Here is a 12464-nt window from a genome sequence, read left to right as displayed (position 1 = left end):
ATATGAAGTTAGATTCTAAAATACCAGAAGGACCATTAGCAAAAAAATGGACCGATTATAAAGATCATTTAAAATTAGTTGCTCCAAATAACCGCCCAAAAATTGATGTTATCGTTGTGGGTACAGGTTTGGCAGGTGCTTCTGCAGCTGCTTCTCTTGGAGAAATGGGATATAATGTAAAAGCTTTTTGTTTTCAAGATTCTCCCCGTCGTGCACACTCAATCGCGGCACAAGGAGGTATCAATGCAGCAAAAAATTATCAAAATGACGGAGATTCGATCTACCGTTTATTCTACGATACTATTAAAGGGGGTGACTACCGTGCGCGTGAAGCAAACGTTCACCGTTTAGCAGAGGTTTCAGGTAACATTATTGACCAATGTGTAGCGCAAGGAGTTCCTTTTGCTCGTGAATATGGAGGTATGTTGGACAACCGTTCGTTTGGTGGGGTACAAGTACAACGTACTTTTTACGCTGCTGGACAAACAGGACAACAATTATTATTAGGAGCATATTCAGCTTTATCAAGACAAATCGGATTAGGTCGTGTTAAAATGTACAACCGTCACGAAATGTTAGAATTGGTAAAAGTGGATGGAAAAGCTCGTGGAATCATCGCTCGTAACTTAGTTACTGGTGAAATTGAAAGACATTCGGCTCATGCTGTTGTAATTGCTTCTGGAGGTTATGGTAACGTTTATTTCCTGTCTACTAATGCAATGGGAAGTAATGTAACAGCTTCTTGGAAAATCCACAAACAAGGTGCCGCTTTTGCGAATCCATGTTATGTACAAATTCACCCAACATGTATTCCGGTACACGGAACGAATCAATCTAAGTTAACGTTAATGTCTGAGTCATTACGTAACTCTGGTCGTATTTGGGTACCAAAGAAAAAAGAAGATGCTGAAGCAATCCGTGCTGGAAAATTGAAACCAGTTCAAATTGCAGAAGAAGATAGAGATTATTTCTTAGAAAGAAGATATCCAGCTTTCGGTAATTTAGTACCACGTGACGTTGCGTCTCGTGCGGCAAAAGAGCGTTGTGATGCTGGTTTCGGAATTGAAGCAAATGATACTAATGAAGGTGTTTATTTAGATTTCTCTTCTGAAGTGAAGAGTAAAGGTAAGGAGGTAGCGTATGCTCAGGGTAACCACAATCCTTCTGAAGAAGAAATTATTACTTTAGGTAAAAAATGGTTGGAAGAGAAATATGGTAACTTATTCGAAATGTATGAAAAAATTACTGACGAAAACCCATATGAGACACCAATGAAGATTTATCCAGCAGTTCACTATACAATGGGGGGTGTATGGGTTGATTATAACTTACAATCATCTATTCCTGGTTGTTTCGTAGCGGGAGAGGCTAACTTCTCGGATCACGGAGCGAACCGTTTAGGAGCATCTGCTTTAATGCAAGGTTTAGCGGATGGATATTTCGTATTACCATACACAGTTTCTAACTATTTAGCGGATGAGATTCGTACAGGTAAAATCTCAACTGATTCTCCTGAATTCGTTGAAGCGGAGAAAAATGTTAGAGATTCTATTGATATGTTCTTGAACAATAACGGTACGAAATCAGTAGATCATTTCCACAAAAGATTAGGTCATGTTATGTGGAATAAAGTGGGTATGGCCCGTAACGAGCAAGGATTAAAAGAGGCTATTGAAGAAATCGGAAAAATCCGTGAAGAATTCTATAAAGAGGTTTACGTTCCTGGTAGTGCAGATGAAATGAACCCAGAATTAGAAAAAGCACTTCGTGTTGCAGATTTCCTTGAATTAGGACAATTAATGGCTATGGATGCTTTACAACGTAAAGAGTCTTGTGGTGGTCACTTTAGAGAAGAATATCAAGATGCTGAAGGAGAAACACTTCGTGATGATGTTAACATGGCATTCGTAGGTGCTTGGGAATATAAAGGTCAAGATACTACTAAAGCAGTGCTTCACAAAGAAGAGTTAAAATACGAGTTCATTAAAATTGCAGCTAGAAACTATAAATAAGAGATTATGAGTACAGCAAAAAATATCAATATAACCTTAAAAATTTGGCGTCAAAAAAATGCTAAAACTAAAGGTGGTATAGAAACGTATAAGTTAGATAATGTTTCTACAGCAAGTTCGTTTTTGGAAATGTTGGACCAATTAAACGAGCAATTAATCACGGAAAGAAAAGAGCCTGTAGCTTTTGACCACGATTGCCGTGAAGGTATTTGTGGTATGTGTTCTCTATATATTAACGGTAGAGCGCATGGACCAGAAACTGGGACTACTACTTGTCAATTGCATATGCGTAAGTTCAACGATGGTGATACTATTTATATTGAGCCATGGAGAAGTAAAGCTTTTCCGGTAATCAAAGATTTAGTGGTAGATCGTTCTTCTTTTGACAGAATTCAGCAAGCAGGAGGTTTCGTTTCGGTAAATACTTCTGGTAATACAATTGATGCGAATTCAATTCCTGTGCCTAAAGCGGATGCTGATAAAGCATTTGAAGCAGCTGCTTGTATTGGATGTGGTGCTTGTGTGGCAACTTGTAAAAACGGTTCGGCAATGTTATTCGTTGGTGCTAAAGTATCACAATATGCATTATTACCACAAGGTAAAGTAGAAGCTACGCAACGTGTATTGAATATGGTGCGTCAGATGGATGAAGAAGGATTCGGTAACTGTACAAATACAGGTGCTTGTGAAATCGAATGTCCAAAAGGTATTTCACTAGAAAATATCGCACGTATGAATCGTGAATATTTGGCAGCAAGTTTAAAATAATACAATAGGAAAAGAGCAGCTTTTAGCTGCTCTTTCTTTTTTAGTTGAATGGTAGTATGACGGCATCGATAACATGTATTATACCATTTGACGCAGAAATGTCTGCTGTAGTTATCATGGCGGTATTTCCGGACGCGATAATCATTCCGCTTGAGTCAACTTGAAAAGTTCCACCTTGTAATGTTTCTATTGTTCTATTATTATTTTTAGGTACTACGGAGTTTGAGGCGCGTCTTCCATCGGTGACATGGTATAATAGAACATCAAGCACTACGTTTGCAGGTAATTCATTAATGCTGGTAATCCCTAGGGCTTGATATAAATCAAAGAACGCTTGGTCAGTTGGGGCAAATACGGTGAATTGGTCTTTTCCATTTAAAAATAAATCAACTAAACCTGCGTTTAAATCGGTGTCGACATATGTCAATGCACTTACAAGCTCATTAAACCCTGCTGATATAGCGATTTCTGCTATTGAGTTCTCTCCAGGAGCAGGTGCTCCATTTTTCATCATCAAATTATTTTGACTTGTTTCCAATGCACTATTTTGGGTGTCATTCATTTCATCCATAGTGGAGTCGCTTTCACATGAGATTACTGCAATTGATGATATAGTAATCATAATAATATAAAGTAATTTTTTCATAAGTATTAATTTTAGTTATTTTGTTTAATTAAATGTTATTCAAAGTTAAACAAAAATCAATATAACTTACTGTAGGTCAGTTGTTTTAAAAATAGATTAACTATTTTTAAGAATTGTTTGAGATTTTAGCTAAAAAATAAGAACTTGGTCGATTAAGAATATTGTAATTTTATGAAACTAGCCATTCTTCAAACCGATTTAACTTGGGAAAACCCAATTTATAATCGTTTAACTATTGAAAGTAAAGTTTTATCCTGTGCAAAGAAGTTTGATCTTTTAGTATTGCCAGAGATGTTTACATCGGGGTTTACGATGCATCCAGAGCGTGTTGCAGAAACGATGGAAGGGGAAACAATACAATGGTTAAAAGGTTTGGCAAAAGCTAAAAAAATAGCTATTACGGGTAGTTTGGTTATCCAAGAAGAAGGTGTGTTTTACAATCGTTTGGTTTTTGTCACACCTAAAGGTGAAATCACAACTTATGATAAGCGCCATTTGTTTACTCTTGCTGGTGAAGAACAAGTTTATGCCGGCGGAAATGAAAAAGTGATAATCACATATAAAGATTGGAAAATCTGTCCCCAGATTTGCTACGATTTGCGATTTCCTGTATTTGCACGTAATGTTGAAGGATACGATTTGTTAGTTTATGTTGCCAACTGGCCAAAAGTACGTGTTAAGGCGTGGGATGCTTTAATAAAAGCAAGAGCTATTGAAAACATGTGTTATACGGTTGGAGTGAATCGAATTGGCAAAGATGCAAACGGGCATGAATACATTGGGCATTCACAAGTCATAGATGAATTAGGAAATGAAATGATTGCACCTTTTGAAGAAGATGATATTCAGGTAATCACTTTGAATAAAAAGAAAATGCAAGAATCGCGTAATAAATTTAACTTTTTAAATGACCGCGATTCTTTTAATCTTGTAATAGATTAGCTTAATCAAAATCTTGATTGACATCCCAATTTGCCCTTACATCAACTTGTTTTGGATAATATTGAATCTCTTCTGCTTGACGTTTTTCAAGATAGTTCCCAGTGTCCCAAATTCCATTATTGTTATCATCGTAAATGATGCGAAGGGTGTAAGTGTTGGGTTCTATGGTTTCAAATTTTAGAAGTGTGTCTCCATTTGATACCGCATTCGCGACAACTTCCCCTTTTGGATTTAGAACTTCTAGAATTAATGGGAATCTCTTTGCGGCCTTCAGAGTAACGTTCAGATTGCCATAATCTGCTAATTCTTTTGTTTTGAAATTGAAAGTCAAAGTATCATTAGTGTTTTGGTACATATCCTCAATAGCACCAGGTAGTAGTGTTATTTTGTAACTTTCGTTTTCCTTTTTCTTAAAATCAAAAAGTATTTCTTGTTCAAATTCATTGTATTTAGTTTCGAAAGAAACGGTAGTAGAATCTTTTGTGAAAAGTGTAATGAATTTATTGTTTATTTTGTCAAGCGGTAAACTGGTTTTTACAGTAAATAGTTCTCTAAAAGCCAGTACACCTTTTTGTTTAGCATCTAGTGTAAGACTATCTGTTTCTTTGAGCTCTTTAATTTTTGATTTAAAAGTTTTGGTGTAATCACCGTTTTCAACAGTTAGTGCAATTGAATCGTTACTAATTTTTGGAATAAACAATTGTATAGAGTCTTTTCCTGTAATAGGGAATTTTGTTATTCTAATGGGATACTCTTGATTGTTTTGTTGTGCTGTAATCTTGGTCTTTTTTACATCACCTTGATAGGCCATAAAAAATTTGTTGTTCGATTCCTGTGTTGGTTTTTCAACCTTGAAAGGAGGTATTTCTTTGAACAATTCTAATTCGTAAACCGTATCGGTAGGGATAGTGATTTTATCCTTTAAAAAACCTATTTTATCCGATTTTGGGTCAAATTTATAATTGCTGTTTTTGTCTTTTAGTGCAACGATGTAATAACTTCCTTGCTTTAAGTTTTCCAAAGCAAAAGCTTTTATACTATCCAATGTATTGGTTACATAAAGCGGTGTTTCTTTGTATACTGTAGAGTCGTTAAATGTTGCAGCGTCGTATAATTGAACTGAAACAAAATTATCCGGTTTTTGTTCGTAAGCATCTTTTAGGGTTCCTACTACTGTAAGGGAATCAATATAACTTCCGGTTGAAAAGACATATTTGTATTGAGAATAAGGGTTGCCCTCATTGTTGTCTGTAATACTTTGTCCGAAGTTGAAACTATAGGTAGTATTTTCTTGAAGGGTGTCTAATATTTTAATCGAAATAAATCTACTCGCACTTCCTTGAGGAATAATAATAGGTTGTTTTTTTAAAGGAGGTGAAATAATAAGTTGTTTGTTGATGTTTTTAACTTTTATTAATTCGTTGAAAGAAATTTTAATTTCCTTTCCATCAAAATTGGTACTATAGTTTTTTGGAAAACTACTTGTAATTGAAGGGGGAATAGTGTCTTTTGGTCCTCCTGAAATAGAACCTCTTTTGGCACATCCAGTCGTTAAAAAAATAAAGCTAAATATGATTCCTAAAACAAGTAAATATATTTTTTTCATGCGAATTTTAATAGTCTCTACAAAATAACAACTATATTTAGTATCCGCATAATTTTTTTATTTTTTTTAAGTTTCAGTAAAGGCCATAGTTACAATGCTCACTTTTGCATTTGGAATTCGTAAAAGTGCTTTTGCGCAAGCTTCAAGAGTTGCTCCAGTAGTTATAATATCGTCAACAAGAATATAATGTTTATTACTTTCTGATGTTGTTTCGACAATGTCAAATAAAGCATCGTTAATTTTCTGACGTGCAATTTTATTTTTCTGGGTTTGGGTTTTGGTATAATGATTTCGGATTAAAAGCGTTTCATTTAGGGTAATGTCTAATCCTTTGGATAGGGCTTTACAAAATGTTGTTACTTGATTATACCCTCTTTCTTTCTGTCTTTTTTTATGAAGTGGAACCGGAATGATTTCAAATGTGGTTTTAGAATCTTCATGTTTGAATTTGTCTTCAAGTTCAGGGTAATACATATTGCCCAAAAGTGTTCCAATTTCTTGCTTTCCTTTGTATTTCAGTTGATGCATTAATCGCTTTGCAATACCTTCATTATGAAAATAGAGCATAGCGAAACAATTTTCTATAGGTACTATGCCGTAAAATTTTAATAATGCTTCGTTGTTTGGATTTTTGTGATGTTGTGTATAAGGTAAATCGTGACGACAGTGTATGCAAAGTACTGATTCGTTCTTGATTAACAGACCGTTACAGCCGATACATAAGTCTGGAAAAATAGTTTTAAACAGATTTTTTAGCATTTTGTCGGTTTAATGTGGTTTTTATTTTAAAAAGAAGTTAATTCATAAAAAAAATATCACAAGTGTCCTTAAATCAAAACAATCTAGTCAAAACTGGCTTATTTGCTTCTTTAGCATTGAGCGTGGTCTTGCTGTTTAGTTTTTTTCGCATTTATGATAAATATACTACTTTATTTAAGAAGTCTAAAGTTGAGAATGAGATTTTGCAAAATCAGTTCGACGAGATACTCTTAAAATACGATTCCATCCAAGATTTTAAATTTTCTGATTCTGCTTTTCTTATGGAGCATCAAAAGAAAGTTACAGTTACCCCTGCTCAAATTGAACTTCGTAAACGCAAAAACTTAAGTATTGAGGAAAAAATAGAAATGTTAAAAGAGGCAATACAACTTGATCAGGTTGCTATTTATGAACTGCAAGAAAAAATTGAATTGAACTCAAAATCTTTATATCAACTGGAATCGGATTTAGTGGAATCAAAATACGAAGAAGACAAACTTACGGTAATGAATATTAAAGCAAGGGGGGTAAAAATTTTATCGGATTTGTATTCCAATGCTAGAGATAAAAAAATCCAACAAATAAGGGTTTGTTTTACAATTGAGGGTAATGAGTTCATCAAAGCCGGGAAAAAAAATATATTGGTTCAAGTTGTGAATCCAAATAAGCAAGTGATATCTGTGGATCAAACTCATTTCGAAGAAAAGGGACAAAAGACTTTTTATACTGGAGCTGTTAAAGCGATGTATAATAAAAAAGATACCGATGTTTGTACCTACGTTGATCTTGAGGATGAAAAAACAATTAAAGGGAAATATCACGTAAATATTTACTACAATTCTATTAAAATTGGCAGCACAATTTTTCAATACAATTAAACTGTATTAATTGTAAAATTCTCTTCCTAATTACATTCCTAATTTTTACTTTTGCAGTATGGCAAAACAAGAAGATTTATTCAAAAACGTAGTTTCGCACGCAAAAGAGTACGGTTATATATTTCCGTCAAGCGAAATTTATGATGGTTTGAGTGCAGTTTATGATTATGCTCAAAACGGTGTAGAATTAAAGAAAAATATCCGCGAATATTGGTGGAAATCAATGGTGCAGATGCACGAAAATATTGTAGGTATTGATGCGTCAATTTTTATGCATCCTACTACTTGGAAAGCTTCAGGGCACGTTGATGCTTTTAGTGATCCACTTATAGATAATAAAGATTCTAAAAAGAGATACCGTGCAGATGTATTGATTGAAGACTATGCTGAAAAAATCAACATCAAAGCACAAAAAGAAATTGATAAAGCAAAAGCGCGTTTTGGAGATGCTTTTAACGAACAAGAGTTTGTGACAACAAACGAGCGTGTAAAAGGTTATTTAGCACAAAAGAACGAAATTTTACAACGTATGGCACGCTCTTTAGAGAACGATGATTTAGCCGATGTAAAAGCGTTAATCGAAGAATTAGGAATCGCTTGTCCAGAGTCTGGTTCAAAAAACTGGACTGAAGTGCGCCAATTCAATTTGATGTTTGCTACGAAATTGGGAGCTTCTGCTGATACGGCTATGGATTTGTATTTGCGTCCAGAGACAGCACAAGGTATTTTCGTGAATTTCTTAAACGTTCAAAAAACGGGACGTATGAAGATTCCTTTCGGTATTGCGCAAACAGGGAAAGCGTTCCGTAATGAAATCGTGGCGCGCCAGTTTATTTTCCGTATGCGTGAGTTTGAACAAATGGAAATGCAGTTTTTCGTGAAACCAGGAGAAGAAATGAAATGGTACGAATACTGGAAAACGACACGTTTAGCTTGGCATAAATCGTTAGGATTAGGGGAAGAGAATTACCGTTTCCACGATCACGAAAAATTAGCTCACTATGCAAATGCTGCGGCTGATATTGAATTTAACTTCCCATTCGGATTTAAAGAACTTGAAGGGATCCATTCTCGTACGGATTTTGATTTAAAAGCGCATGAACAGTTTTCAGGTAAAAAATTACAGTTCTTCGATAATGAATCCAATTCAAGTTACGTACCATATGTGGTGGAGACTTCTGTTGGTTTGGACAGAATGTTCTTGGCAGTATTCTCAAAAGCACTACAAGAAGAAACGTTAGAAGACGGATCGACACGTACGGTTTTACGTTTACCTTCAGTTTTAGCCCCTACAAAAGCGGCTATTTTACCATTGGTTAAGAAAGATGGATTACCTGATGTAGCGAGAGAAATCATAGAAGATTTGAAATGGGATTTCAATGTGGCTTATGATGAGAAAGATGCTGTAGGGCGTCGTTACAGAAGACAAGACGCTTTGGGAACACCTTTCTGTATTACGGTTGACCACCAAACATTAGAAGATAAAACAGTTACAATACGTCATAGAGATTCTATGCAACAAGATAGAGTTGCCATTTCAGAATTGAGAAACATTATCAACAATGAAGTTGCGATGCGCAATTGGTTAATGAAAATGAAATAATCGATTTAAAGTATCAATAAAAATCCCGAACCTTAGGTTCGGGATTTTTTTATGCTTCATTTTGTAAGGCGTTCCAACCTCTTGCTTTTAAAGGAATTTTAGTAGTAGCACGAGTAATCAAGTGCATGCCTTCTTTTTCTTCGGTCATATGTCCAATTACCGTTAGGTTTGGATTGGCTTTGATTTTGTCGAAATCTTCCATTTTAATGGTAAATAGTAATTCGTAATCTTCACCACCGCTTAAAGCAATCGTAGTAATGTCGATATTGAATTCTTCGCAGACATCAATCAATTGCGGATCAACAGGAATTTTTTCCTCGTATAAATTACAACCTACACCACTTTGTTTGCACAAGTGTAATATCTCAGAAGATAAACCATCAGAAATGTCAATCATTGACGTAGGTTTTACTTCTAATTTTTCTAATAATTCTTTGATGTCTTTACGAGCTTCAGGTTTTAACTGGCGTTCTATCAAATAAGTGTAGTTCTCCAAATCAGGCTGATTGTTTGGGTTCACTTGGAAAACTTGCTTTTCACGCTCCAAAACTTGAAGTCCCATATAGGCTGCGCCTACATCTCCAGTAACGACTAATAAATCATTCGCATTAGCACCATTACGATAAGTAATGTCTTCTAAGTTGGCTTCTCCAATTGCTGTAATACTGATAATTAATCCTTTTTGTGAAGAAGTAGTGTCACCACCAATAACATCTACATTATATAGTTTCGATGCCAAAGTGATTCCTTCAAATAACTCTTCTAATGCTTCCAAAGGGAAACGATTGGAAACTGCAATAGAAACGGTAATTTGAGTAGGAGTAGCATTCATTGCACAAATGTCAGAAACATTAGCAACTACTGCTTTATAGCCCAAATGTTTTAAAGGCATGTAGCTCAAGTCAAAATGAACCCCTTCAATAAGTAAATCAGTAGAAACAACTGCTTTTTTATTGCCAAAATCTAAAACCGCTGCATCATCACCTATACTTTTTAGTGTTGAAGACTGATTCACAGCAAAATGTTTGGTTAAGTGCTCTATTAAACCAAATTCACCCAAATCAGATAAACTTGTTCGTTTTTGATTTTTATCTTCTAACATGTTCTTTTTTTTTGCAAAGATAAGTTTTTAATAATTGTTAAGGCAATGTACTAACTTACTCTGAATGCAATTAACGATTGAAACTTATTTTTGACTGTTCAATTCGTTCAATTTGTCATAAATAAACTGCGATTCATATCCTTTTCGGATTAGAAAATCAACAAATTTTTTATTCCTTTTTTGGCCTTTTGGCTCCTTTAAGTTTTCCCATTGTTTGTCGGCCAATTGGTTAAAATGATTGAAGTATAAATCGGAATCTATTTCTTTCAAAGCTGTCTCTATCAACCTTGAGGAAATGTTTCTGAATTTTAATTCGTTTACAATTCTCACTTTTCCCCAGTTTTTGTAGTGGTGTTTCCCTCTCACAAAACTTTTTGCAAAACGCTCTTCATTAATAAAGTTGTTTTCAATAAGTGAGATTAAGATAGTTTCTTTTTCTTCTTGATTAAGATTGAAAGAGAAAAGTTTGTCTTCAACTTCTTTATAACACCTTTCCTGATAGGCACAATAGTGCTCCAACTTATTTTTAATGTCGTTTAATGTTAAGGTGTTGTTCTTTTTCAATTATTGGGAAATTAAGTGTGGCTCAATAAGATTCAAAATTATAGATTATGTTTTTTTAAAGCAATTTTATTACTGTTTTAGTTCTAAGATATATCTGTTTGGGATTATTATCTTTAATTCTAAATTTTGTTTATTGTAGCTCTCACATTTTTTGTATTTTTGGGAATCTTCAAAAAAATACAATGGAAAATATTAGACATTACGTTCGTGAGAATAAAGAACGATTTATTAATGAATTAATAGAGTTATTACGCATACCATCAGTAAGTGCTGATAGTGCTTATGCACATGATGTGATCATGACTGCCGAAGCTGTTAAAGTGAGCTTAGAAAAAGCAGGATGTGACTTTGTAGAATTGTGTGAAACTCCAGGTTACCCTATTGTTTATGGGGAGAAAATTATTGACCCAACATTACCTACGGTATTAGTTTACGGTCACTATGATGTGCAACCTGCAGATCCAATTGAATTGTGGACTTCACCACCTTTTGAGCCAGTTATCAAAACAACTGAAATTCATCCTGAAGGTGCTATTTTCGCTCGTGGTGCGTGTGATGACAAAGGGCAAATGTATATGCATGTGAAAGCTTTCGAATACATGATTGCAAATAACTGTTTGCCATGTAACGTGAAGTTCATGATAGAAGGAGAAGAAGAAGTTGGTTCGAAAAGCTTAGGTTGGTTTGTGGAACGTAATCAAGAGAAGTTAGCCAACGATGTAATTTTGATTTCAGACACTGGAATGATTTCAAATACTCAACCGTCTATAACAACAGGATTAAGAGGGTTAAGTTATGTTGAAGTTGAAGTTACGGGGCCTAACCGTGATTTACACTCAGGTTTATACGGTGGAGCTGTTGCGAATCCTATCAATGTATTGACCAAAATGATAGCTTCGTTACACGACGAAAACAATCATATCACCATACCAGGGTTTTACGATAAAGTAGAAGAATTATCTGCAGCTGAACGTGCTGAAATGGCCAAAGCTCCTTTTTCATTAGAAAACTATAAAAGAGCTTTAAATATTGATGATGTCTATGGTGAAGCAGGTTATGTAACAAACGAGAGAAATTCTATACGTCCTACTTTAGATGTAAACGGAATTTGGGGTGGATATACAGGAGAAGGAGCTAAGACCGTAATTGCAAGTAAGGCTTATGCTAAAATTTCGATGCGTTTGGTTCCTAATCAAGATTGGGAAGAGATAACAGAATTGTTCAAGAAACATTTTGAGAGCATTGCTCCTGCAGCTGTAAAAGTAAAAGTTACGCCGCATCACGGGGGGCAAGGATATGTAACGCCTATTGATAGTATCGGTTATAGAGCTGCAAATCAGGCGTACACGGAGACTTTTGGTGTTCCGGCTATCCCAGTTCGTTCTGGAGGAAGTATTCCAATTGTAGCTTTATTTGAAAAAGAACTTAAGAGTAAAACAATATTAATGGGATTCGGTTTGGATAGTGATGCTATTCATTCACCAGATGAGCATTTTGGGGTGTTCAATTATTTAAAAGGAATTGAAACAATTCCATTGTTCTATAAGTACTTCGCAGAAATGAGTAAATAATAAAAAAGAGCCT

Annotated in this window: 11 protein-coding genes; 6 read left to right on the top strand and 5 right to left on the bottom strand. The window is 34.9% G+C overall.

Annotated elements, in window-relative coordinates:
* Positions 1–2 precede the first annotated feature (2 nt).
* Positions 3–2012: a fumarate reductase/succinate dehydrogenase flavoprotein subunit gene (locus tag ACFS5J_RS08655; RefSeq protein WP_379811705.1), complete on the top strand. Its 2010-nt coding sequence runs from the start codon at positions 3–5 to the stop codon at positions 2010–2012.
* 6 nt (positions 2013–2018) lie between these two features.
* Entirely contained in the window at positions 2019–2780 is a 762-nt protein-coding gene (locus tag ACFS5J_RS08650) for a succinate dehydrogenase/fumarate reductase iron-sulfur subunit (protein WP_379811704.1), read from the top strand.
* A gap of 40 nt (positions 2781–2820) precedes the next feature.
* On the opposite strand, the gene ACFS5J_RS08645 is transcribed toward ACFS5J_RS08650, so the two are convergent.
* Positions 2821–3402, bottom strand: coding sequence for a fasciclin domain-containing protein (locus tag ACFS5J_RS08645; protein WP_379811703.1), 582 nt, complete (start codon positions 3400–3402; stop codon positions 2821–2823).
* Positions 3403–3597: 195 nt separating this feature from the next.
* Here ACFS5J_RS08645 and ACFS5J_RS08640 point away from each other — a divergent pair, with 195 nt between their 5' ends.
* Positions 3598–4368 (top strand): nitrilase family protein, encoded by a 771-nt coding sequence (locus ACFS5J_RS08640; protein ID WP_379811702.1) that lies wholly within the window; start codon positions 3598–3600, stop codon positions 4366–4368.
* A gap of 1 nt (position 4369) precedes the next feature.
* On the opposite strand, the gene ACFS5J_RS08635 is transcribed toward ACFS5J_RS08640, so the two are convergent.
* Positions 4370–5974 carry an Ig-like domain-containing protein gene (locus ACFS5J_RS08635; protein ID WP_379811701.1) on the bottom strand — a complete coding sequence of 535 codons (1605 nt, stop codon included), beginning with the start codon at positions 5972–5974 and terminating at the stop codon, positions 4370–4372.
* Positions 5975–6040: 66 nt separating this feature from the next.
* Complete coding sequence (locus ACFS5J_RS08630; protein WP_379811700.1) at positions 6041–6733, bottom strand: ComF family protein; 693 nt, start codon at positions 6731–6733, stop codon at positions 6041–6043.
* A 203-nt stretch (positions 6734–6936) separates the two neighbouring features.
* Here ACFS5J_RS08630 and ACFS5J_RS08625 point away from each other — a divergent pair, with 203 nt between their 5' ends.
* Complete coding sequence (locus ACFS5J_RS08625) at positions 6937–7611, top strand: hypothetical protein (RefSeq protein ID WP_379811699.1); 675 nt, start codon at positions 6937–6939, stop codon at positions 7609–7611.
* Positions 7612–7669: 58 nt separating this feature from the next.
* On the top strand, positions 7670–9214 hold the full coding sequence (locus ACFS5J_RS08620) for a glycine--tRNA ligase (RefSeq protein WP_379811698.1): 1545 nt from the start codon (positions 7670–7672) through the stop codon (positions 9212–9214).
* A gap of 49 nt (positions 9215–9263) precedes the next feature.
* Here the strand turns inward: ACFS5J_RS08620 and thiL are convergent, their stop codons facing one another.
* The gene (gene thiL, locus ACFS5J_RS08615; protein ID WP_379811697.1) at positions 9264–10316 is read right to left on the bottom strand and encodes a thiamine-phosphate kinase; all 1053 of its coding nucleotides are present in this window, start codon (positions 10314–10316) and stop codon (positions 9264–9266) included.
* Between the two features lie 84 nt (positions 10317–10400).
* Positions 10401–10880, bottom strand: coding sequence for a regulatory protein RecX (locus tag ACFS5J_RS08610; protein WP_379811695.1), 480 nt, complete (start codon positions 10878–10880; stop codon positions 10401–10403).
* 182 nt (positions 10881–11062) lie between these two features.
* Between ACFS5J_RS08610 and ACFS5J_RS08605 the strand changes: the two genes are divergently transcribed.
* Positions 11063–12451 carry a dipeptidase gene (locus tag ACFS5J_RS08605; protein ID WP_379811694.1) on the top strand — a complete coding sequence of 463 codons (1389 nt, stop codon included), beginning with the start codon at positions 11063–11065 and terminating at the stop codon, positions 12449–12451.
* Positions 12452–12464: the final 13 nt, after the last annotated feature.

The sequence above is a fragment of the Flavobacterium chuncheonense genome (assembly GCF_042686145.1).
In the GTDB taxonomy this organism is placed as follows: Bacteria; Bacteroidota; Bacteroidia; order Flavobacteriales; family Flavobacteriaceae; genus Flavobacterium; species Flavobacterium chuncheonense.
This window is presented reverse-complemented; position numbering and strand designations above follow the sequence as displayed.